We start from the raw sequence: 22019 nt of genomic DNA, 5'->3' as shown, positions 1-22019 counted from the left end.
ATCTTTGTATTTCGGAGTCATTCCATGCGTAGCCCGCTGATCGCCGCCGCTCTCGGCCTGCTGTTGTTGGCCGGTGTTGCCCAGGCACAAACCCTGAAGGCCACCAGTAACATCATCGTCCGAGCCTCGGCCCGTACCATCGATTTCACCTCGGACACCACCACGTCCATCCGCGACTCCAAAGTCGTACGCGAAGCCCACGACGATGCCGCCAGTTTCGTTGCCAGCAATGGCGAGATTCGTGGCGCTCAACTGGAAGCCGCCTTCGACACCCTGCGAACCCGCGTGCCGGAAGCCCGCGACGCCAGCGACCAGGTCCTCGCCGAAGCTATCCTCTCTCTGTGAGGCGCATTGCCGCCTGGCTACTGGCCGGCACCTTGCTGCTGGGCGCCAGCGCGGCTCAGGCCGCCCTGCAACTGCGGCTCAAGACCGATGGCTTGAGCCCGGCCCAGCAGCAGGCGAGCCAGGCATTGCTGGATGAAGCGATGCAGGCGTTGCCGCCGCGCTTCATCGAGCAACTGGACCGGACCATCGACGTCGGCTGGACCGACAAGATGCCCGAGAACGCCTACGGCCAGGCTTCGCTGGTGTCCGAACTGGACCTCAACAGCAACTTGCTGGAAAGCCTTACCGACGGCAGTGCCGCGACGCAAAAAACCAATCGCCCCCACGGCACCGTGCGCCGGGAAATGCTCGCCACCGTGCTGCATGAACTGACCCACATCTATGACCGTGCCCGCCTGTGGTCCAGCGCCGACCGCAAGCTGATCCAGCGTTGCAGCCGCCAGAACAACATCACCGGCCTGATCGGCCTGCCCGATCAATGCCGGGGCCAGAACGACCGCCGCTTTACCCTCAGCGATGACCCACGCCTGCTGGACCTCGCCGGGTGGCCGCAATACGTCGGCCGTCGCGGCGAACGTGAACAGAACAACCATCAGGTCGCCCGCAGCCCGGACATCTACGAAACCACCAGCCCGCTGGAATTCGTCGCCGTCAACATGGAGTACTTCCTCCTCGACCCGAGCTATGCCTGCCGCCGGCCTTCGCTGTACCGCTATTACAAGGAACACTTTGGCTGGGCGCCGCCCGCCAAGGACACCTGTGCCAAAACCTACGCCTTCCTCAACGCCGGCAACGACTTCGCCAAGACTCCACTGGGCCAGGTCGACCCCGAGCGGGTCTACGAAATCGACTACCTGCTGGCCGAAGCCAACCAGAACCTCGTGAGTCGCTGGGGCCACAGCATGCTGCGCCTGGTGATCTGCGCCCCCGGCCGGCCACGGGGCCCGGACTGCCGCCTGGACCTGGACCAGCACCTGGTGTTGTCCTACCGCGCGTTTGTCGGTGACGTACAACTGTCGAGCTGGGACGGCCTGATCGGCAAATACCCGTCGCGGCTGTTCGTGCTGCCGCTGTCTCAGGTCATTGACGAGTACACCAAGACCGAGCTGCGCGGCCTGGCGTCGGTGCCGTTGAAGCTCACGCGCCAGGAGATCAACGATACCGTCGAACACGCCGCCGAAATGCACTGGAGCTACGACGGCAACTACTTCTTCATCTCCAACAACTGCGCAGTAGAGAGCCTGAAACTGTTACGCAGCGGCAGCGCCAACCCGCAGCTGACCGGCCTGGACAACATCACGCCCAATGGCCTGCTGGAAGTCCTCAAGGGCCGAGGCCTGGCCGATACCAGTGTGCTGGACGACAAAAAACGCGCGCTGCGCCTCGGCTATCACTTCGACTCCTTCCGCGAGCGCTACCAGGCGATGTTCGAGGTGTTGAAAAAGCGCCTGCCGATCAAACAGGCTGAAGTGGAGGATTGGTTGTCACTGAGTGCCGAAGAGCGCCGCCCATGGTTCGCCGAAGCCGACCTGCGCGCCAGCGCCGCCTTGTTGCTGCTGGAACAGGCGAGCTTCCGCAAGCAGCTCATGCTGGCCCAGGATGAAGTCAAGCAACGCTACCTTGGCGCCCGCGAGCTGAAGAACGGCGGCATGGAAAAGGCCAACGCGACGTTGCAGCAGATCCTTGCCAACAGTGGCTTCCTCAGTCGCCCGGCAGAGCTGCTGGGCACCAGCGGTTACGGCTTGCCACAACCAACAGAATCCAAACGCCTGGAATCAGAGAGCGCCGCGCGCCAGAAGCAGTTGCAGTCGCTGACCGGCGATCTGGACAAAGAGGTGAGGGCGCTGCTGGAACCGGCCCGCGCGGCGGAGATTGCCGCATGTGAAGCCAACCTCAAGCAGCTAGGCGAGCACTTGCGCGCACTGCACAAGGCCTCCGGCGGGTTCGAACTGCCCTAGAGCGCTTCTCCGGCTTCTTCCGGTAGTTGCTCATCCAGGTGTAACCACGGCAATCGGCTCTCTACCCAGATGTGCCGATCTGCCGGGGCCAGCTCCGGGTGATCCAGGGTTGCGATGGTCACATCGATACTCTCGGCACTCAGTTGCGTTACCAGCGCCAAATGCGCCCCACAGTTAGAACAGAAATACCGCACGCATGTCGGCGAAGATTCGTACTGCGCCGGCGTTCCCGCCACCCAGGCGAATGCGGAACGGGGCAGGGTGATCCAGGTCGTCACCAAGCCGCCGCTGACCCGCCGGCAAATCGAACAGTGGCAGTGGGCAATATCCACCAACGCCCCGCTGAACTGATAACGCACCCGCCCGCAATGGCAGCCGCCTTGGTGTTGCTCATGCATGCTCTGTCTCCCACATCCTTATTTCATACAGGACCAGTCGTCCATTCAACGTAGCCCGTTTCTCAAGCGAAAGCTGGCTGAAAGCTTCCGGGACTAGGATCGCCCACCACTACCGGCAACAGACCGGTTGTTAACAACAACAATGGTGATTCCCGATGTCCGCTCGTACCCGCCTGTTTGCCCCGACTCCACCCGTACGCCTCGTGCCTTTCGTTCTGCGCTGACCCAACCGGTTCGCCATTCCCTAGCCGCGCTACGCCTGGAGTACTCCTATGCTGACTTTCCTTGGCTTTGCCATGGTCATCACGTTCATGTTCCTGATCATGACCAAGCGCCTGTCTGCGCTGATCGCCCTGATCATCGTACCGATCCTGTTCGCGCTGTTCGGCGGCTTTGCCCCGCAGATCGGCCCGATGATGCTCGCGGGCATCACCAAGCTTGCGCCGACCGGCGTAATGCTGATGTTTGCCATCCTCTATTTCGCCTTGATGATCGACTCCGGCCTGTTCGACCCGGCCGTGCGCAAGATCCTCAAGCTGGTCAAGGGCGACCCGCTGAAGGTCTCGGTCGGCACCGCCGTGCTGGCCCTGGTGGTATCACTGGACGGAGACGGCGCCACCACCTACATGATCTGCGTGGCCGCCATGCTGCCGCTGTACCAGCGCATCGGCATGAGCCCGCGGATCATGGCCGGCCTGATCATCCTCGCCGGTGGGGTGATGAACATGACCCCATGGGGTGGCCCGACCGCCCGCGCCGCCAGTGCATTGCACGTGGACCCATCGGATATTTTCGTCCCGATGATTCCAGCCATGGCCGCCGGCGTCGTCGCCATCCTGGTGATTGCCTATATGTACGGCAAGCGCGAACGGGCACGCCTGGGCGAGCTGCACCTGCAAGGCGATGAAATCGACCACAGCGAAATCAGCGTCTCGCAATACCCGGACGCCCGCCGTCCGAAACTGATCTGGTTCAACGGCGCACTGACCTTCGCCCTGATGTGCACCTTGATCGCCGGCCTGTTGCCACTGCCGGTACTGTTCATGGTGGCCTTCAGTATCGCGATGATCGTCAACTACCCGTGCCTGCAGATGCAGAAAGACCGGATCGCGGCCCATGCCGGCAGCGTCCTGGCGGTCACCGGCCTGATCTTCGCCGCCGGTATCTTCACCGGCATCCTGTCCGGTACCGGCATGGTCGATGCCATGTCCAAGAGCCTGCTGGCCGTCATCCCTGACGCGCTGGGGCCTTATCTGGCCGTGATCACCGCGCTGGTGAGCATGCCGTTTACCTTCTTCATGTCCAACGATGCCTTCTACTACGGCGTTCTGCCGGTACTGGCCGAAGCCGCCAGCCACTACGGCATCACTGCCGTGGAAATGGCCCGCGCCTCAATCGTTGGCCAGCCCGTGCACTTGTTGAGCCCACTGGTTCCATCGACCTACTTGCTGGTAGCCCTGGCGGGTATCGAATTTGGCGATCACCAGCGCTTCACCCTCAAGTGGGCGGTGCTGGTGTGCCTGTGCATAATGGTCGCCGCTTTGCTGATGGGGATTTTTCCGCTGTTCAGCACTCTATAATCGTACAACTCACTGCGCCGGCTCTTAAGGCTGGCGCGGTCTAACACTCGCTCAAAGGAATACACATGGAATGGCTGACCAATCCGGAAATCTGGATTGCCTTCTTCACCCTGACGGCCCTCGAGATCGTCCTGGGCATCGATAACATCATCATGATTTCGATCCTGGTCAGCCGCATGCCCAAGCACATGCAGGCGCGTACCCGGATCTTCGGCCTGGCGCTGGCGATGGTCACGCGGATCCTGTTGCTGCTGTCGATCACTTGGGTCATGCGCCTCACCGACGATCTGTTCGTGGTGTTCGGCCAAGGCATTTCCGGCCGCGACCTGATCCTGTTCTTCGGTGGCCTGTTCCTGCTGTGGAAAAGCTCCCAGGAGATGTACCACGCCCTGGAAGGTGAAGACGAAACCCACGACGAGCCGAAGGGCGCCGGTGGCAAGTTCATCTACACCATCATCCAGATCGCGATCATCGACATCGTGTTCTCCCTGGACTCGGTGATTACCGCCGTCGGTATGGTTTCCCACGTACCGGTGATGGTGGCCGCGATCATCGTCGCCGTACTCGTGATGATGCTGGCCGCTGGCACCATCAGCGATTTCATCGACAAACACCCGTCGCTGAAGATGCTGGCGCTGTCGTTCCTGCTGGTGGTAGGTACTGTGCTGATCGCCGAAGCCTTCGACGTTCACGTGCCAAAAGGCTACGTTTACTTCGCCATGGCGTTCTCCCTGGCGGTTGAAGCGGTGAACATCAAGATGCGTACCGCCATCGCGAAAAAGAAGAAACAGCAGGACCCTGTGAAACTGCGCAAGGACATTCCGGGTCAATAACCTGGACCCGCTGCTGAAAAAGGGGCTTTAGAGCCCCTTTTTTTCATCTGCAAAAAGCTGATTTCATGACAGTTTTGTTTCAATCCCGACTTTAGCTATGCGATGCTGGCGCCGAGCCCATTCGCCAACTACAGCTTAAGTACAAGACGTAGAACGGCACGCGGCACTATTCACTTGCTCCGATTGGAGCACGACTCAACACAGGGGGCCCAGCATGCTGACCCTGCTCAATCTGCTTTCCGCGGTAACCCTGCTGATCTGGGGCACGCACATCGTCCGTACCGGCATCCTGCGGGTCTACGGCTCCAACTTGCGCCAGGTCATCGGGCAGAACATGTCCAAGCGCTGGCTGGCGTTTATCGCCGGCATCCTGGTGACGGCCATGGTGCAAAGCAGCAACGCCACGGCGATGCTGGTGACTTCGTTTGTCGGCCAGGGCCTGATGGGCCTGATGCCCGCCCTGGCGACCATGCTCGGTGCCGATGTCGGTACCGCGCTGATGGCCCGGGTGCTGACCTTTGACCTGTCGTGGCTGTCGCCGCTGTTGATTTTCCTCGGGGTGATTTTCTTCCTGTCGCGCAAACAGACACGCGCCGGGCAGATGGGCCGTGTCGGGATCGGCCTCGGGCTGATCATCCTTGCGCTGCAACTGATCGTCGAAGCCGCGGGCCCGATCACCCACGCGCAGGGCGTCAAGGTCCTGTTCGCCTCGCTGACCGGCGACATCTTGCTCGATGCCCTGGTCGGCGCACTGTTCGCGATGATTTCCTACTCCAGCCTGGCCGCCGTCCTGCTGACCGCGACCCTCGCCGGTGCCGGCGTGATCGGCCTGCACGTGGCCATCGGCCTGGTGATCGGCGCCAACATCGGCAGCGGCGTGCTGGCCTTCCTCAGCACCAGCATGCAGAACGCCGCCGGGCGCCAGGTGGCCCTGGGCAGCCTGCTGTACAAGCTGATCGGCTTGCTGCTGATCATCCCGGTACTCGACCCGCTGGTCGGCTGGATGGATAACCTGGACTACAGCGCCCAAGGCATGGTGATCACCTTCCACCTGCTCTATAACGTTATTCGCTGCCTGATCCTGCTGCCCACCATCGGCCCGATGTCCCGCTTGTGCGCCTGGTTGCTCCCGGAACGCGAAGAGGTCAACGGCCTGGCCAAGCCGCGCCACCTGGACCTGGCAGCACTCGCCACCCCAAGCCTGGCACTGGCCAACGCCGCCCGCGAAACCCTGCGTCTGGGCGACCTGATCGACAACATGCTGACCTCGATGCTGGAGGTGCTGCGCGGCAAGCAAACCGCCATCACCCAGGAAATGCGCAGCCTGAGCGACGATGTCGAGGCGCTCTACAGCGCGATCAAGCTCTACCTCGCGCAAATGCCCCGGGAAGACCTCAGCGAACAGGACAGCCGACGCTGGGCCGAGATCATCGAACTGTCGATCAACCTGAAACTGGCCGGCGACCTGATCGAACGCATGCTGCGCAAGGTCCAGCAGCAAAAGACCTCCCAGCGCCGCTCATTCTCCGAAGTCGGCCTGGAAGAACTCGCGGGCCTGCAAACCCAGCTGATCGCCAACCTGCGCCTGGGGCTCTCGGTGTTCCTCAGTGCCGACCCGGAAAGCGCCCGGCAACTGCTGCGGGAAAAGCGCCGCTTCCGCGCCCAGGAGCGTCGCCTGGCCCACGCCCACGTCAGCCGCTTGCAACGTAAAATCGTACAGAGCCTGGAGACCAGTTCCTTGCACCTGGAGCTGATTGCCGACATGAAGCGTCTCAACTCGCTGTTCTGCAGCAGCGCTTATGTGGTGCTGGAAACCACCGACACCGGTGCGCTCTCGGCGGACGATATTGCCGACATCACCCATTCGCCCTGAACGTACGACGGCGAGTGAAGTCAGTTAACAACGGACCTCACTCGCCAGGAAGCCTGTTATGCGTCGCCTGCTATTCGCCTGCCTGCTCATGGGTTCGGCACACACCTTTGCCTTTGACCGCCTGCAAGTCGAGGGCTACACCCTGCCCAACGGCCTGCAATTGCTGCTCAAGCCGGGCACCGAACGCGGCCACGTGGCAATCCGCCTGGTGGTGGGTGTGGGCCTGGATGACTTCAGTTGCGAAGACAAGGAACTGCCGCACCTGCTGGAGCATTTGCTGTTCAGCGGGATCGACGGTGGCGGCGAAGGTGAACTGGAAGAACGCATGCAAGCCCTCGGCGGCGACTGGAACGCCTACACCAGCAATGCCGACACCACTTTCGTCATCGAGGCTCCGGCGCAGAACCAGCGCAAGGTGCTCGACCTGCTGCTGGCCATCATCACCCGCACCCAATTGACCGACGCCAACATCAATGCCGCCAAACAGGTGGTGGAGCGCGAAGACGGCGGCCATTACTCACACCTGCAACGGCTGCTGGACCGCCAGGACCTCGGCCACAAGGCCAGCAGTCAGCTTGCCGTCGAACTGGGGCTCAAATGCGCCGAGCGGGCCGAAGTCGAGCACCTGACCCGCGACCAATTGGAAAAGCTGCGCAAGGCCTGGTACGCCCCCAACAACATGACCCTGATCATCGTCGGCGACCTCGACAAGCTGCTGCCGGCCTATCTCGAACGCACCTACGGCGCACTGGATCCGGTTGACCCCAGCGAACATCGCCCGTTGCCGGAGATTCAACACGCCGCCGCCGTCCGCCGCGACCTGATCCACGGCTGGGTCGGTGACAACGCCAAGCTGCACTGGTTATTCCCCGAGCCGGTGCTGGACGACCAGTACGATGAAACCTTCGACCTGCTCAAGGACTACCTGGATTGGGCGCTGTATCGTCAATTGCGCTTGCAGCACGGCTTGTCCTATGGCCCATGGAGCGAGCGCGAAGTGCTGGGCGGCGTCGGCTTCATGAGCCTCAACGCCGACCTTGAACGCGACAACCTGCCGGAAGCCGAGCACGTGCTGGAAACCCTCAGGGCCCAGTTGCTCAAGGACGGCCTCGACCCGGCCACCTTCGCCCGCCTGCAACAAGCCGCCATTGCCCGCCAGGCGTGGGCCGTTCAAGGCAACAGCGCGTTGGCCGACTATTACTGGAGTGCCTCGGGCGACTACGCCAAAGGGCATTTCAGCGACCCGGCCAAGCGCATCAAGGCTGTAAGCCTGGAGCAAGCCAACCAGGCCATGCGCGAGTTGCTCAAGCAGAACGGCTACTGGCGCATCGAGAAACCGTTGTTCAGCTACGATAGCCTCAACTGGATCGCCGCAGGCGCACTGGGGCTGATTGCGATTGTGTTACTAGGTGTGTGGCGTTATCGCAAAGGGATTGCGTAATCGGGCCCCGAGAAAACGGCTAAAACGTTATTCTGTCTGGGATTTTTCCTACAAAGACTGTGAACTGCCGAATGCCTATCCTGACCCACACCATCCAGCGCATCCTCGAGCTGATGAAGCGCTACCCAGGGGTGATTGCACTCGGCGGTTTCATCTCGGGTGTGGGCAGCTTCATCCTGGTGGATCGCCAGCAAGGCATGGCCAGCTGGATCGCGATCATCATGCTGGTGAGCTGGTTATGGCTGATGCTCGAAAACAGCCTCACCCAGCTGTTCAGCAAAGTCTTCAAACGGGAAATCCCCGAACCGCTGCTGCGCTACGCCACGCAGATGATCCATCAGGAAAGCCTGTTTTTTGTGCTGCCGTTCTTTTTTGTCACCACCACCTGGAACAGCGGCCAGTCGATCTTTACCGGCCTGCTGGGCGCGGCGGCGTTGGTCTCCATCACCGACCCGCTGTACTACAAGTGGCTGGCGCCCAAGCGCTCGCTGTTTCTCGCACTGCACACCCTGACCCTGTTTGCGGCCCTGCTGACCGCGCTGCCGATCATCCTGCACCTGACCACCGCCGAGAGTTACAAACTGGCCCTCGGCGTGGCGATGGCGCTCTCTATCCCGAGCCTGGCCGTGAGCCTGCCGCTGCGTAGCATCAAGGGCTGGGCGATGCTGTTGGGGGTTACCGCAGCGATTGGTTGCGCCGGCTGGTTCCTGCGCACTTGGGTGCCGCCCGCGACGCTGTGGATGACCGAAGTGGCCATCAGCACCCAATTGCAGGACCGCACGCCCGGCGATGACCTGAAAGAAGTCAGCGCCGCCCAACTGCGCAGCAGCGGGCTGTATGCCTACACCGCGATCAACGCGCCGCGCGGCCTGGATGAGCGGATCTACCATGTGTGGAAATTCAACGGCAAGGAAGTCGACCGCATCGCCCTGGACATCCATGGTGGGCGCAAGGAAGGCTATCGGGCCTGGACCCACAAGCAGAACTTCCCCCCCGACTCGGTAGGACGCTGGCAGGTACGGGTGCTGACCGAAGATGGCCAAGTGATCGGCGTGTTGCGCTTCAAGGTGACTGACCCCGGTCAGGGCGCTACAACGCCAGACGCGCCAAAGTAGGCAGGATCGTGCTATTACGTAGGAATTCTGGAATAGCCAAACAAGCTCGGAGCTTATGACCAGTAGCACAACGGCCGGTGCAGCCCATCTGGACACGTCCACCCAGCCTCCATTGCTGAGGATTACAGGGGATTGGACGCTTGCCCACTATGCCAACCTGAAGAAGCTGTCGGAAAAGCTCGACGGCCAGTACGACGCTGGTGCACGTATCGACCTTAACGGCCTCGGCGCTCTGGACACGGCCGGCGCCTCGCTGCTGGTGGAATTGCTCGGCCCAGAGCGCATCGAACAGTCCGCTGAACAGACCGACTGCAGCCTCTCGACCGCCGACCGCGCGTTACTGAAAACCGTCTACCGTTCTCTGAACGACTTCTGTGTGCCGGTCAAGGAACCGGAAGAAGCCGCCGGCATCATGTTGCTGGCGCGCATCGGCGGCGCGGTCTACACCGTCTGGCAAGACGGCATGAAACTGCTGGGCTTTATCGGCCTGATCCTCGAAACCTTCGCCCGTGGCGTATTCCGGCCCAAGCGCTGGCGCGTGACGCCAATGGTTGCGCATATCGAACAAACCGGCCTCGACGCGGCCCCCATCGTGGCCTTGCTGACCTTCCTGGTGGGCGCAGTGGTGGCGTTTCTCGGTGCCACGGTGCTGGCCAGTTTTGGCGCGAGCATTTTCACCGTGGACCTGGTGGCGTTCTCCTTCCTGCGGGAGTTCGGCGTGTTGCTCACCGCGATCCTGATGGCCGGCCGCACCGCCAGTGCCTTCACCGCACAGATCGGCTCGATGAAGGCCAACGAAGAGATCGATGCGATCCGCACCCTGGGCCTCGACCCGATGGAGTTGCTGGTGCTGCCCCGCGTACTGGCATTGCTGGTGGCGCTGCCGATGCTGACGTTCCTGGCAATGCTCTCGGGCATTATCGGCGGCGGTGTGGTGTGTGCCGTGGCCCTGGATATTTCGCCGGCAATGTTCCTGTCGCTGCTGCAATCGGACATTGGCGTGCAGCACTTCCTCGTCGGCATGGTCAAGGCGCCGATCTTCGCGTTCCTTATCGCGGCCATCGGCTGCCTCGAAGGTTTCAAGGTCAGCGGCAGCGCCGAGTCCGTCGGCGCCCACACCACCTCCAGTGTGGTGCAATCGATTTTCGTGGTGATCGTGCTGGATGCGGTCGCCGCACTGTTCTTCATGGAGATGGGCTGGTGAGTCGTTTACGCCGTGCGCCCACTGAGGCGGTGATCGAAGTCCGCGGGCTGTGCAACCGCTTTGGTTCGCAAAGCGTGCACGAGAACCTCGACCTGGACTTGTACAAGGGTGAAATCCTCGCCGTCGTCGGTGGCTCCGGCAGCGGCAAGTCGGTGCTGCTGCGCAGCATCATCGGTTTGCGCCAGCCCAGCGAAGGCCAGGTGCGGGTGTTCGGGCAGAACTTGCCGAGCCTGTCGGAACACGAGCGGTCACTGGTGGAGCGGCGCTTCGGCGTGCTGTTCCAGAAGGGCGCGCTGTTTTCCTCGCTGACGGTCACCGAGAACGTTGCGTTGCCACTGATAGAGCATGCCGGCCTCAGCCGTCCCGATGCCGAGCACCTGGCGGCAGTGAAACTGGCGTTGGCCGGGCTGCCGCTGTCGGCCGCCGACAAATACCCCTCGTCACTCTCCGGCGGCATGATCAAGCGCGCGGCCCTGGCCCGTGCCCTGGCGCTGGACCCGGACATCCTGTTTCTCGACGAACCCACCGCCGGCCTCGACCCGATCGGCGCCGCCGCCTTCGATCAACTGATCCTGACCCTGCGCGATGCGCTGGGCCTGAGCGTGTTCCTGGTCACCCACGACCTCGACACGCTGTACACCATCACCGACCGCGTAGCGGTGCTGGCGCAGAAAAAGGTACTGGTGGCGGATGCCATCGATGTCGTCTCGGAAACCGACGACGCCTGGATTCACGAATACTTCCATGGCCCAAGGGGCCGCGCGGCATTGGATGCCGCTCAACTGCTCAACGAGGTATGACATGGAAACCCGAGCCCATCATGTGATGATCGGTCTGTTCAGCGTGATCGTCGTGGTCGGCGCCATGCTGTTTGGCCTGTGGCTGGCCAAGTCCAGCGTCGACAGCGCATTCCAGGATTACGAAGTGGTGTTCAACGAGGCGGTCAGTGGGCTGTCCCAAGGCAGTGCCGTGCAGTACAGCGGGATCAAGGTGGGCGACGTCACCAGCCTGCGCCTCGACCCGAAAGACCCGCGCCGGGTGCTGGCGCGCATCCGCCTGGCCGGGCAGACGCCGATCAAGGAAGACACCCAGGCCAAGCTGGCCCTGACCGGCATTACTGGCACCTCGATCATCCAGCTCAGCGGCGGTACGCCCCAAAGCCCTGAGCTCAAGGGCAAGGACGGCAACCTGCCGGAAATCATTGCGTCGCCATCGCCGATCGCGCGACTGCTGAACAACAGCAACGACCTGATGACCAGCATCAACTTGCTGCTGCACAACGCCAATCACATGTTCTCCCGGGAGAACGTCGACCGCCTCAGCAATACCCTGGACAACCTGCAACAGACCACCGGCGCGATTGCCGATCAGCGCGGCGACATCAAGGTGGTGATGCAGCAATTGATGCAGGTGAGCAAACAGGCCAGCGCCACCCTGGAGCAAACCACCGCGCTGATGCGCAACGCCAACGGTTTGCTCAACGACCAGGGCAAGCAGGTTTTCGGCAGTGCTGAAAAGGCCATGCAGTCCCTTCAACAGAGCACGGCCACGATCGACACCTTGCTGACCAACAACAAGGATTCCCTGAACAGCGGCATGCAGGGTCTCAACGAACTGGCGCCAGCAGTGCGCGAGCTGCGCGAAACCCTGGGTTCGTTGCGCGCCATTTCCCGCCGCCTGGAAGCCAACCCCAGCGGTTACCTGCTGGGCAGCGACAAGAACAAGGAGTTCACGCCATGAAGCGTGCGTACCAAATGATCGCCCCCGTTGCGCTGGTATTGGTCAGTGCGTGTTCCATCCTGCCGAAGGCGGATCCCTCGGACGTGTACCGGTTGCCATCGGCGCAGGCCGCCACGCAGGCCAGCCCGGTGGCCTGGTCGCTGCGGGTGGCGAAGCCGCAGACCAGCGAATTCCTCGACAGCCCGCGGATTGCCGTGGTGCCTAACGGTGACTTGATCAGCAGCTATGCGAATTCCCGCTGGAGCGATCCAGCCCCCGTGCTGTTGCGTAACCGGTTGCTGGACGGGTTCCAGCGGGATGGGCGGGTGACGTTGCTCAGTACCGATGAGACCAATCTGCAGGCGGACTTTGAGTTGGGCGGGCAGTTGCAGGCGTTTCAGAGTGAGTATCGCGGCAGCGCAGTTGAAGTGGTGATACGGCTGGACGCACGGTTGGTGCGCGGCAGTGATCAACGGATTATTGCCAGCAAGCGGTTCGAGGTGAGGCAGCCGGTGGGGGATACCAAGGTGCCGGCGGTGGTGGCCGGGTTTGGTCAGGCTGGGGATGCGCTGAACAGGCAGGTGGTGGATTGGGCCGTCGGCCTGGGAAACCGCGCTTTTGTGGYGAGGGAGCTTGCTCCCGTTGGGCTGCGCAGCAGCCCCAAAACCAGTCAATGAGCTTTGACTGACACACCTGCGATAACTGACTGGGGCCGCTTCGCGGCCCAACGGGAGCAAGCTCCCTCGCCACAGGGATTCAGGTCTTAGCCGAAGAACCAGTAGCACACCGCAATCGCCGCCACCACACCAGCAAACTCCGCCAACAACGCACACCCCACCGCATGCCGTGCCCGCTGGATTCCCACCGAGCCAAAGTACACCGCCAACACATAGAACGTGGTCTCGGTGCTGCCCTGAATCGTCGCCGCCACCAGCGCCGGGAAGCTGTCCACGCCCTGGGTCTGCATGGTCTCAATCAACATCGCCCGCGCCGCACTGCCGGAGAACGGCTTGACCATCGCGGTCGGCAGCGCATCGACAAAGCGCGTGTCCATGCCGGTCCAGGCCACCACGTGGCGAATGCCTTCCAGGCCGAAATCCAGCGCGCCGGACGCCCGCAACACGCCCACTGCACACAGCATCGCCACCAGGTACGGCAGCAGGTTCTTGGCAACGTCGAAGCCCTCTTTGGCGCCTTCGACAAACGCCTCGTAGACCTTGACCTTGCGCAGCGCGCCGATCACCAGGAACAACATGATCAGCCCGAACAGCGTGAGGTTGCCGAGGATCGACGACAGGCCCGCCAGCGCCGTGGCTGAGAGCGTCGCCAGCAAGGCCATGAAGCCACCCAGTACCAGCGCACCCGGAATCAGATACGCCAGCACCACCGGGTCCCACAGCCGCAGGCGTTGCATCACCGCCACCGACAACAGGCCCACCAGGGTCGAGGCGCTGGTGGCCAGCAGGATCGGCAGGAACACCAGCGTCGGGTCCGCCGCACCTTGCTGGGCGCGGTACATGAAGATGGTGACCGGCAGCAGGGTCAGGGAAGACGCGTTGAGTACCAGGAACAGGATCTGCGCGTTGCTGGCGGTATTGGGGATAGGGTTGAGCTCTTGCAGCGCCTTCATGGCCTTGAGGCCGATGGGCGTAGCGGCGTTATCGAGGCCCAGGCCGTTGGCGGCGAAGTTGAGCGTGATCAAGCCGATGGCCGGGTGACCGGCAGGTACTTCCGGCATCAGGCGCCGGAACAGCGGCCCCAGGGCCTTGGCCAGCCAGTCGACGATCCCGGCTTTCTCGGCGATACGCAGGAAGCCCAGCCACAAGGTCAGGGTGCCGAACAGCAACACCATCACCTCGACCGACAGCTTGGCCATGGCGAAAATGCTTTCCACCATGGCCGCAAAGATCCCGGCATTCCCGCCGATCAGCCATTGCGCCAGCGCAGACACCATCGCCACGATAAAGAAGCCAAGCCACAGGCCATTGAGCATCAGTTGAATCCCCCGAAAGATGGGGCGAATGATAGCGGGGCTGGCAGAAACGACAAACCCCGGATTTTCCGGGGTTTGTGTAGGAGCCAGTCCTGGCGGTCAGCCGCGAGTGGTCTCGCCGGCCGGCAGTGCTTGCTTGGTGCGCCAGTGCGGCAGGGAGTTCCAGTAGCGCTCGCCCTTGGCATCGTCGTACATGCCTTCCCAACGGGAGATGACCAGTACGGCCAGGGCGTTACCGATCACGTTCAGTGCGGTACGGGCCATGTCCATGATGCGGTCGACACCGGCGATGAACGCCAGGCCTTCCAGCGGAATGCCCACGCTGCCCAGGGTCGCCAGCAGCACCACGAAGGACACGCCCGGCACGCCGGCGATGCCTTTGGAGGTGACCATCAGGGTCAGCACCAGCATCAGTTGCTGGCCAATCGACAGGTCGATGCCATACAGCTGGGCGATAAAGATCGCCGCGATGCTCTGGTACAGGGTCGAACCGTCGAGGTTGAACGAATAGCCGGTCGGTACCACGAAGCTGCAGATCGCCTTCGGCGCGCCGTAGGCTTCCATCTTCTCGATCACACGCGGCAGCACGGTTTCAGAGCTGGCAGTGGAGTAGGCCAGCACCAGCTCATCCTTGAAGATGCGCATCAGCTTGATCACCGAGAAACCGAACAGGCGGGCGATCAGGCCCAGCACCACAAAAGCAAAGAACAGGATGGCGACGTAAACCAGGATCACCAGCTTGGCCAGCGGCAGCAGCGAGGCGAAGCCGAAGTTGGCGACGGTCACCGCGATCAGGGCAAATACACCGATCGGGGCGTATTTCATGATCATGTGGGTGACTTTGAACATGCTCTCGGACACGCCCTGGAACATGGTCACCAGGGGCTCGCGCAATTCAGGCTTGAGGCTCGACAAGCCGAGGCCGAACAACACCGAGAAGAAGATGATCGGCAGCATGTCGCCACGGGCCACGGCGGCGAAGATATTCGACGGGATCAGGTTGAGGATCGTCTCGATGAACGCGTGCTCGTGCTGGACCTCGGCGGCAGTGGCCGTGTATTTGGAAATGTCGACGGTACCCAGGGTACTCATGTCGATGCCGGTACCCGGATGGAACAGGTTGGCCAGCAACAGGCCGACCACAATGGCAATGGTGGTGACCACTTCGAAGTAAAGGATGGTTTTAACGCCGATCCGGCCGAGCTTTTTCGCATCGCCAACACCGGCGATTCCGACAATCAGCGACGAAATCACGATCGGGATAACGATCATCTTGATCAGGCGGATAAAGATATCGCCAGCGGGCTGCAACACGTTGCTGATCCACCAGGCCTTTTCAGCACTGAAATGGTTAAGCACCGCACCGATTGCAATCCCCAGCACCAGACCGATGAGGATCTGCCAGGCGAGGCTTAGCTTTGCCTTCTTCATGTCATTACCCTTACTTCAAGTGGACTCAGGCAGATGCGCCAGCAGCTGGAACGCTCGAGAGCGAAAAAGTGTGTGCATCTGCCCCCGTAGAAGGTCACCGCAGTTGGCCGATATGGCTCACTGGCAGGCGAAAAAAGGCGCAACTATTCCGATGCAAGGAGGCGACGTCTAATGCCGTAAACGCCTACCCTATGCCGAATCGGCATGAGTTTTTTTGAGTTTTTCTGTCTGAACGGTCAGTTCGAATACGACATTTCGGCAGGCATAAATGCCGCGAACCGGCCATTTCAGGCTCGCGCAGGGTTTTTTGAAAATCTACGGTCGCAGTTGAAAACCCCTGAAAATTCCTACGCATACCATCGAAAAACTCGTCTGGCAGGAGACAAACTTTCTCGATAGATGGTCACGCGGAAACACCAAGAAATGGTTGGGCGGACGCAAAAAGGAGAATTGCCGCTATGGGCGGCATGACAGAAGCGGGCATAGGAGCCGCAAGCCCGTCGCAAGTTCCACAAACCATCGGCTTGGGAACTTGCGTCGCAGCTTTTCACCTGACCCGGCCCTTGCGCAGGCACTCCCTGTCCCCGTAGGTCACGCCGATCCAAACGATCAGAGCAACCCGGCCCCTTGGTCATGCACCACCCTTGTCGGGCGATGCAAACAGAAAGAAGCACGGCGCTTCTTTCTATGGACGTTAAGCCGGTAGACGACAGCGTCGTCAGACCGAACCTAGTACCAATTCGGATCTTTCTTGAGCTGTTCCATCAGCAGCTTTTGCATGCCTTCGTCCGGCTTGCCAAGAAAACGGTAGTCGGCGTGCCGCGTTGGCGATTTGTCCGCGGGCAAGCCCGCCGGGACTTCTACCAACATCGCGTAAGCATCTTCCTTGTCGAAGCTGAAAGCGACGATCAGGCGCTTGTTCAGGCATGTGTCTGCGGTTTCACAGAGCGGCCCGACCAAGTACTCGTCACCATCCTCTTCAACGGCATTCATCTGTTCAGCGCTACCCGACAGGTTCATCACCCATTCAGGCAGGCGCTCTTCCTTCTTGACCACGCTCTGCCAGGTCTCGCGGTACTGCGGGTCCGCACTCAGCAGTTCGTTGGCTCGGGACTGGCCATCATTGGCAGCCAGCACCAAGCCGCTGCCGCCCAACAACAGGGCGGCAGCCAGGACTTTAAGGGACGAGTTGAACATGCTTAGCCTCGACCACGACGGCCAAAGAAGAAGGAAGCGATGAACATCACCAGGAAGACCACAAACAGAATCTTGGCGATACCCGTGGCGGTGCCCGCGATACCACCGAAGCCCAGGACTGCAGCCACAATGGCGATGATCAGAAATGTGATTGCCCAACTCAACATGGTGATTCTCCTTACGCTTCTTTTAGGGGTAACAGCGGTAGTGCCTGCGGTCGCTCGATTCGAGGACCGTGTATTGCCTAGAACACCCAGCGTTCCTGCGATGGCAGGTCGCCGAGGGTGGAGTCCTGTTCAACCGCCGCCAATTGCGGGGTTGTCACATCGGCGGCAGTGCTGCCGACGGAGCGGAAATGGGTCTGGGTCATCATCGGACGTTCAAACTGCACGACTTGCTGCTGACTCTGCTGCCAATGCGCCAATTGCTGACCGCCAATCAAGGTCACCATCAGGGCCAGGCTGGCAAACAGCCCCTGTTGCAGGCGCAGTGGCGATACACGCAGTTGGGTCAGGCTTTGGCGAGTCATGCTGTATCTCTCCCGCATTCTGATTATTCGTAGATGAAACTCGTATGAGGTGTATTGCAGCCTGCGTGCCAGTTTTTTAACAAAATAAAAACCAATAAAATCAACCAGTTAAAAACAAAAGCGCTTTGACACCACGAGCATCCTGCACGATGCCCCTATCCTTGCCGTGCGAAATGCACGATGGTCACTGGTCGGATCAAGGGATAGGAAGGCAACGTTCGACTGCCGAAGTGGCAAGAGGGAGACAAAAACGCCTCTTGTGGGCGTCTTTGTAAGAAGAAGCGCAGATAGCTGCGCGGTGACGGCTTTAATCAATCAGAATAAACCATGCAACTTGCCCGATTATTCCGGGACTAAACAACATCATTCATTCTTAAGGGAGCGCGGGACAGATGGAATCAGCCAAGGAACTTCAAGGCCGCATTCTTTTAGTGGATGACGAATCCGCGATCCTTCGCACCTTCCGTTACTGCCTGGAAGATGAAGGCTACACCGTAGCCACCGCCAACAGCGCCGCCCAGGCCGATGCCTTGTTGCAACGCCAGGTGTTTGACCTGTGCTTCCTGGACCTGCGCCTGGGCGAAGACAACGGCCTGGATGTACTGGCGCAAATGCGTATCCAGGCGCCGTGGATGCGCGTGGTGATCGTCACGGCCCACTCGGCCGTCGACACCGCCGTGGATGCGATCCAGGCCGGCGCGGCCGACTACCTGGTAAAGCCTTGCAGCCCCGACCAATTGCGCCTGGCCACGGCCAAGCAGCTGGAAGTGCGCCAGCTCTCGGCACGCCTGGAAGCCCTGGAAGGCGCAGTGCGCCAGCCCAAGGACGGCCTCGACTCCCATAGCCCGGCGATGATGGTGGTGCTGGAAACCGCACGCCAGGTGGCGGGCACTGATGCCAACATCCTGATTCTCGGCGAGTCCGGCACCGGTAAAGGTGAACTGGCCCGGGCGATCCACGGTTGGAGCAAACGCGCGAAAAAATCCTGCGTCACCATCAACTGCCCGTCCCTGACGGCGGAACTGATGGAAAGCGAGTTGTTCGGTCATAGCCGTGGTGCGTTTACCGGCGCCAGCGAAAGCACCCTGGGCCGCGTCAACCAGGCCGATGGCGGCACCTTGTTTCTCGACGAGATCGGCGACTTTCCGCTTACTTTACAACCCAAGTTGCTGCGCTTTATCCAGGACAAGGAATACGAGCGCGTCGGCGACCCGGTGACGCGCCGTGCCGATGTGCGAATTCTCGCCGCTACCAACCTGAACCTGGAAGACATGGTTCGCGACGGCCGTTTCCGCGAGGACCTGCTGTATCGCCTGAATGTCATCACCTTGCACCTGCCGCCCCTGCGCGAACGCAGCGAAGACATCCTGACCCTGGCCGACCGCTTCCTGGCGCGCTTCGTGAAGGAATATGCGCGGCCGGCGCGCGGCTTCAGCGATGAAGCCCGTGAGGCACTGCTCAACTACCGCTGGCCGGGGAACATCCGTGAGCTGCGCAACGTGGTTGAGCGGGCCAGCATCATCTGCCCGCAGGAAAAAGTTGAGATCAGCCACCTCGGCATGGCCGAGCAGCCGACCAACAATGCCCCGCGTATCGGTGCGGCGTTGAGCCTGGATGAACTGGAAAAGGCGCATATCGGCGCCGTGCTGGCCACCAGCGACACCCTGGACCAGGCGGCCCGAACCCTTGGCATTGATGCGTCGACGCTGTACCGCAAACGCAAACAATACAACCTGTGAGCTGTAGCCTATGAAGCTTGCGATGACCCTGCGCACTCGGTTGTTCCTGAGTATTTCCGCGCTGATCACCGTCGCCCTGTTGGGGTTGCTGCTGGGGCTGGTGAGCGTCATGCAAATGGCCAAGACCCAGGAATCGTTGATTCGCAGCAACTTCATCACATTGGACCTGGGGCTCAAGCTTCGGCAGACCCTCGGCGACCAGTTGATGATCATGCTCAATGAACAGCCGAATACCGTTGCGCTGGAAGACTCCAAGCAACACTATTTCGCCCTGTTGCAGCAAGGTATCGACCACGAACAAAAGGATGCGGTAACCAGCGGTTTTACCCAGGCCAAGACCAATTACCTGAGCTTTCTCGAGGCGTTCGATGAAAAGGAGAATGCTCCGCCGCAACTGCGCAACAACGACGAGCTGACCAAACGCTTCAACATCCTGCGCAACGGCCTGATCACCGAGCACAAGAAAGCCCTGGATAACATCAACGATACCGAACACAAGTCCCGTGAACGTGCGCTGCTGATTGCCGGCCTGCTGGGCCTGGTCGGGCTGGCGGTGCTGATCATCGGTTTCGTTACCGCCCACGGTATCGCCCGACGCTTTGGCGGGCCGATCGAAGCGCTGGCCAAGGCTGCCGACAAGATCGGCCAGGGCAACTTCGAAGTCACGCTGCCCATTTCATCCGCAGCGGAAATGAACCTGCTGACCCGACGCTTCGGCATCATGGCCGAGGCGTTGCGCCAGCATCAGGCAACCAATGTCGACGAGCTACTCGCCGGGCAACAACGCCTGCAGGCGGTGCTCGACAGCATCGACGACGGCCTGCTGATGATCGACCGCCAGGGTCGCCTGGAACACCTTAACCCGGTGGCACAACGTCAACTCGGCTGGGACGAGAATCGCCTGGGCCAAGGCCTTGGCGACGCCCTGGGCCGCCCGGAACTGGATGAACAGCTGCAGCTGGTACTGCGCGGCGGCAACCTGGAGCGCGCACCTGAAGACCTGGAAGTAGAGGTTGAGGGTGAGCTGCGCCTGCTGACGTACAGCCTGACGCCGGTCAGCCATACCCAGGGGCACATTCTGGGCGCGGTGATGGTGCTGCATGACGTTACCGAACAGCGTGCCTTTGAACGAGTACGCAGTGAGTTTGTGTTGCGCGCGTCCCATGAATTACGCACGCCGGTGACGGGCATGCACATGGCCTTCGGCTTGTTCCGGGAACGGGCGAAGTTTCCTGCGGAGTCGCGCGAAGCGGACCTGCTGGATACGGTCAACGAGGAAATGCAGCGCCTGATGCAGTTGATCAACGACTTGCTCAACTTCTCGCGCTACCAGAATGGCTTGCAGAAACTCACCCTGGGCCCGTGTGACATCAGCGACCTGCTCGAACATGCCCGCGCCCGCTTCGCGGAGCAGGCGAATGCGCAGAACATCGAGCTGCTGGTTGAGGAACAATCCCCGCTACCGAGGTTGCATGCCGATCGAGCGCAGCTGGAAAGGGTGCTCGACAATTTGCTGGGCAATGCCCTGCGGCACACAGCCGACGGTGGGCAGATCCGCTTGCAGGCGCGTCGTCATGGCGAACGGGTGATTGTCAGCGTTGAAGACAACGGTGAAGGCATTGCCTACGGCCAGCAGGGACGAATCTTCGAACCGTTTGTGCAGGTAGGCCGCAAGAAAGGCGGCGCCGGGCTGGGCCTGGCGCTGTGCAAGGAGATCGTGCAATTGCACGGTGGCCGCATGGGGGTGTATTCGCGGCCGGGGCAGGGGACGCAGTTCTACATGGCGTTGCCCCTTTAGGACCAACGCGCCAACCGTTATTGGTGATTCAACGCCCGCAGGATCGCAGCACTTTCGGCATCCGGCGTCCCATCAAACAGCGACGCCCGGAAATGCATCTGGAACGCGGCCACCACATGCCGCGTCGCCACATCCAGTTCGCCCGTCTGCGGCGTCGGATAGCCCAGCTTCGCCAACTCTTCCTGGAACCAGGTAATGCTCGGCAGATCGGCTGCGTACTGCACCTGGTAACGGGCCACCGCCTTGGCGTCCGGCCACATGCCCAGCCCTTCATCCGCCAGGCGCTTCCAGGGGAACAACGGCCCCGGGTCCAGCTTGCGCAGCGGGGCAATGTCGCTATGGCCGATGATGTTTCGCGGGTCGATGCCGTTGCGTTTGGTGATGTCCTTGAGCAGCACCACCAGCGACTGCACCTGCGCTTCGGAATAGGGATACCAGACGCGGCCCGTCGGCAAATCCCGATAACCCGGGTTCACGATCTCGATCCCGATGGAGCTGGAGTTGAGCCAGGTGCGGCCCATCCATTCACTTTCTCCGGCATGCCAGGCGCGCTGGCTTTCATCCACGAGCTTATAGATGGTGGCCGAGGCGTTATCACCGATCAGGTAATGACTGCTGACCTGGCCATGGGTCAACAGCGCCAGGGAGCGCTCAAGGGACGCCGAGGTGTAGTGCACGACGACAAACTGCACACGATTGTCGTGGTTCACCGAAGGATGACTGGTGTCCAGGCGAGGGCCGCTCGCGCAACCGGCGAGCAGGAGAAACAGAAAGGCAGAACACAGAAGTTTCATGGCAGCAAATAGTACGCTTAAGACGATAATGCAACAGTGTAACGTACCGTTTGCTGCCAGGCGGCCAAATGC

Annotated in this window: 20 protein-coding genes; 13 read left to right on the top strand and 7 right to left on the bottom strand. The window is 61.2% G+C overall.

All coding sequences use genetic code 11. The features are described 5' to 3' along the window. Positions 1-24 precede the first annotated feature (24 nt). Both JV201_RS00530 and JV201_RS00525 read left to right on the top strand, forming a co-directional pair. Entirely contained in the window at positions 25-345 is a 321-nt protein-coding gene (locus tag JV201_RS00530; protein ID WP_003214760.1) for a DUF2388 domain-containing protein, read from the top strand. Next, complete coding sequence (locus tag JV201_RS00525; protein ID WP_003214762.1) at positions 342-2303, top strand: DUF4105 domain-containing protein; 1962 nt, start codon at positions 342-344, stop codon at positions 2301-2303. The genes JV201_RS00530 and JV201_RS00525 overlap by 4 nt, the downstream gene beginning before the upstream one ends. Here the strand turns inward: JV201_RS00525 and JV201_RS00520 are convergent. After that, positions 2300-2701 carry a GFA family protein gene (locus JV201_RS00520; RefSeq protein WP_008439652.1) on the bottom strand — a complete coding sequence of 134 codons (402 nt, stop codon included), beginning with the start codon at positions 2699-2701 and terminating at the stop codon, positions 2300-2302. The genes JV201_RS00525 and JV201_RS00520 overlap by 4 nt on opposite strands. Before the next feature lie 272 nt (positions 2702-2973). Between JV201_RS00520 and JV201_RS00515 the strand changes: the two genes are divergently transcribed. The 9 genes from JV201_RS00515 (at position 2974) to JV201_RS00475 (ending at position 13143) form a co-directional block, all read left to right on the top strand. Further along, positions 2974-4281 carry a CitMHS family transporter gene (locus tag JV201_RS00515; RefSeq protein WP_003214766.1) on the top strand — a complete coding sequence of 436 codons (1308 nt, stop codon included), beginning with the start codon at positions 2974-2976 and terminating at the stop codon, positions 4279-4281. A gap of 65 nt (positions 4282-4346) precedes the next feature. Further along, on the top strand, positions 4347-5114 hold the full coding sequence (locus tag JV201_RS00510; protein WP_003214768.1) for a TerC family protein: 768 nt from the start codon (positions 4347-4349) through the stop codon (positions 5112-5114). A gap of 214 nt (positions 5115-5328) precedes the next feature. Next, complete coding sequence (locus JV201_RS00505; RefSeq protein WP_003214770.1) at positions 5329-6987, top strand: Na/Pi cotransporter family protein; 1659 nt, start codon at positions 5329-5331, stop codon at positions 6985-6987. Positions 6988-7045: 58 nt separating this feature from the next. Further along, positions 7046-8428, top strand: a complete 1383-nt coding sequence (locus tag JV201_RS00500) for a pitrilysin family protein (protein ID WP_219406363.1) — start codon at positions 7046-7048, stop codon at positions 8426-8428. Positions 8429-8499: 71 nt separating this feature from the next. Continuing rightward, complete coding sequence (locus tag JV201_RS00495) at positions 8500-9543, top strand: DUF5924 family protein (RefSeq protein ID WP_003214774.1); 1044 nt, start codon at positions 8500-8502, stop codon at positions 9541-9543. Positions 9544-9598: 55 nt separating this feature from the next. Further along, a complete protein-coding gene (locus JV201_RS00490) occupies positions 9599-10747 on the top strand; it encodes an ABC transporter permease (RefSeq protein WP_032899919.1) in 1149 nt (382 codons plus the stop codon). Then, positions 10744-11547: an ABC transporter ATP-binding protein gene (locus tag JV201_RS00485; protein WP_003214778.1), complete on the top strand. Its 804-nt coding sequence runs from the start codon at positions 10744-10746 to the stop codon at positions 11545-11547. Before JV201_RS00490 ends, JV201_RS00485 begins: the two co-directional genes overlap by 4 nt. A 1-nt stretch (position 11548) precedes the next feature. After that, a complete protein-coding gene (locus JV201_RS00480; RefSeq protein WP_008439646.1) occupies positions 11549-12487 on the top strand; it encodes an MlaD family protein in 939 nt (312 codons plus the stop codon). Next, positions 12484-13143, top strand: a complete 660-nt coding sequence (locus tag JV201_RS00475) for an ABC-type transport auxiliary lipoprotein family protein (RefSeq protein WP_219406362.1) — start codon at positions 12484-12486, stop codon at positions 13141-13143. Before JV201_RS00480 ends, JV201_RS00475 begins: the two co-directional genes overlap by 4 nt. An 86-nt stretch (positions 13144-13229) precedes the next feature. Here JV201_RS00475 and JV201_RS00470 read toward each other — a convergent pair whose 3' ends face one another. The 5 genes from JV201_RS00470 to JV201_RS00450 form a co-directional block, all read right to left on the bottom strand. Next, positions 13230-14459 carry a nucleoside recognition domain-containing protein gene (locus JV201_RS00470; RefSeq protein WP_003214785.1) on the bottom strand — a complete coding sequence of 410 codons (1230 nt, stop codon included), beginning with the start codon at positions 14457-14459 and terminating at the stop codon, positions 13230-13232. Between the two features lie 99 nt (positions 14460-14558). After that, positions 14559-15890 carry a glutamate/aspartate:proton symporter GltP gene (gene gltP, locus JV201_RS00465; RefSeq protein WP_003214787.1) on the bottom strand — a complete coding sequence of 444 codons (1332 nt, stop codon included), beginning with the start codon at positions 15888-15890 and terminating at the stop codon, positions 14559-14561. A 729-nt stretch (positions 15891-16619) separates the two neighbouring features. Beyond that, a complete protein-coding gene (locus tag JV201_RS00460; RefSeq protein ID WP_219406361.1) occupies positions 16620-17087 on the bottom strand; it encodes an inhibitor of vertebrate lysozyme family protein in 468 nt (155 codons plus the stop codon). A 2-nt stretch (positions 17088-17089) separates the two neighbouring features. Next, positions 17090-17254 carry a DUF1328 domain-containing protein gene (locus JV201_RS00455; protein ID WP_003170804.1) on the bottom strand — a complete coding sequence of 55 codons (165 nt, stop codon included), beginning with the start codon at positions 17252-17254 and terminating at the stop codon, positions 17090-17092. 77 nt (positions 17255-17331) lie between these two features. Further along, complete coding sequence (locus JV201_RS00450) at positions 17332-17616, bottom strand: hypothetical protein (RefSeq protein ID WP_087694545.1); 285 nt, start codon at positions 17614-17616, stop codon at positions 17332-17334. A 392-nt stretch (positions 17617-18008) separates the two neighbouring features. Between JV201_RS00450 and algB the strand changes: the two genes are divergently transcribed. Continuing rightward, entirely contained in the window at positions 18009-19355 is a 1347-nt protein-coding gene (algB, locus tag JV201_RS00445) for a sigma-54-dependent response regulator transcription factor AlgB (RefSeq protein ID WP_003214793.1), read from the top strand. A 10-nt stretch (positions 19356-19365) separates the two neighbouring features. Further along, a complete protein-coding gene (locus tag JV201_RS00440; RefSeq protein ID WP_219406360.1) occupies positions 19366-21153 on the top strand; it encodes a KinB sensor domain-containing domain in 1788 nt (595 codons plus the stop codon). Positions 21154-21170: 17 nt separating this feature from the next. Here JV201_RS00440 and JV201_RS00435 read toward each other — a convergent pair whose 3' ends face one another. Then, a complete protein-coding gene (locus JV201_RS00435) occupies positions 21171-21947 on the bottom strand; it encodes an N-acetylmuramoyl-L-alanine amidase (RefSeq protein ID WP_008439640.1) in 777 nt (258 codons plus the stop codon). Positions 21948-22019 lie beyond the last annotated feature (72 nt).

The sequence above is a fragment of the Pseudomonas sp. Colony2 genome, assembly GCF_019382755.1.
Taxonomy (GTDB): Bacteria; Pseudomonadota; Gammaproteobacteria; order Pseudomonadales; family Pseudomonadaceae; genus Aquipseudomonas.
Note: the sequence above shows the minus strand (reverse complement) of the source record. Positions and strands in the feature narration are given on the sequence as shown.